Origin of the sequence: Psychrobacter sp. AOP7-B1-24 (genome assembly GCF_052376215.1) — a bacterium.
In the GTDB taxonomy this organism is placed as follows: Bacteria; Pseudomonadota; Gammaproteobacteria; order Pseudomonadales; family Moraxellaceae; genus Psychrobacter.
The window spans coordinates 1-972 of sequence record NZ_JBQSVL010000184.1; the positions used below are offsets into that span (position 1 = coordinate 1).

2 protein-coding genes are annotated in these 972 nt (G+C 36.8%); both read right to left on the bottom strand.

The features are described 5' to 3' along the window. Positions 1 to 56 precede the first annotated feature (56 nt). On the bottom strand, positions 57 to 455 hold the full coding sequence (locus ACT3QP_RS14885; protein ID WP_192519355.1) for a hypothetical protein: 399 nt from the start codon (positions 453 to 455) through the stop codon (positions 57 to 59). Positions 456 to 621: 166 nt separating this feature from the next. Beyond that, positions 622 to 843, bottom strand: a complete 222-nt coding sequence (locus ACT3QP_RS14890) for a hypothetical protein (RefSeq protein ID WP_192519354.1) — start codon at positions 841 to 843, stop codon at positions 622 to 624. Between the last annotated feature and the right edge of the window lie 129 nt (positions 844 to 972).

Here is a 972-nt window from a genome sequence, read left to right on the forward strand (position 1 = left end):
ATTATCACTGATAATCTGGCCTTTTTTATTACCTGTTATAAACTATTAACACACAATTATTGAACGAAGCTGGTATAACAGCTTTGTATAGAGTCAGCAACGACGTTGGCGACCAATTCAGTGCGATAGCTTGAATCTATAGCAGCATTGCCTAATTCAACGATAGTTACATCTTCTGATGCTTGCTCAGTGACACAACCACAAACGTTAGTTTTGAAGGTTTCTTGCTGTGTATCAGTCATAGCAAGACTAGCAATACCCCATGCGCTTTGTTCTTCGATTGCGGTACGACATTTTGTATCTACTGCTGATGTCAGGACACTCATGCCAAGACTACTTGCAGTTGTCATGGCTGTGCTAGCAGTAGTGCCTGTAGTCGTGCCAGCACCTGTTGATGTGCAGCCCGCTAGAGCAAGAGTGGCAAGCATAGCGGTCGAAGCTAGAAGTTTTTTCACAGAATTTTCCTTTAATATTTTGATTGGTTTTATAGTGTATGTTTGATAGCACCTAATCTTTGTCAGTCGAAAATTATTTTCGTCCTGAACAAGTAATATTTTATCAGCAAAATACATTAATAACACTATCAACGGTTACTTAAGGAAAATTAAGCTGCTTTTTATGTTAATCCAGCCACGCATAAGGATGATAATAAGCGTAGACTTTATAACCAACATATCCAATAAGCGTTAGTAAACTACCTAGGACAAATAACCATGTGGTGATGTGCTTCCATGAAAAGTCGTCAAAACTGTTATTAAATGCTGCAGAAATGCTGGCAATGAAAAGCATGATGCAGCCTGACAATAGTATGAGCTCATAAGCATTTACTTCCAGATTCGGCATATCATAAATCCAATATAAAATTTATTTTACTTTAACGATGTTAATGAATAAAGTAGATGTAATTTGCATGGAGTATTTATGTGCGTAGTTGATGTATCATTCTTTTGCGTTTCAAATAAAGTAAACAAT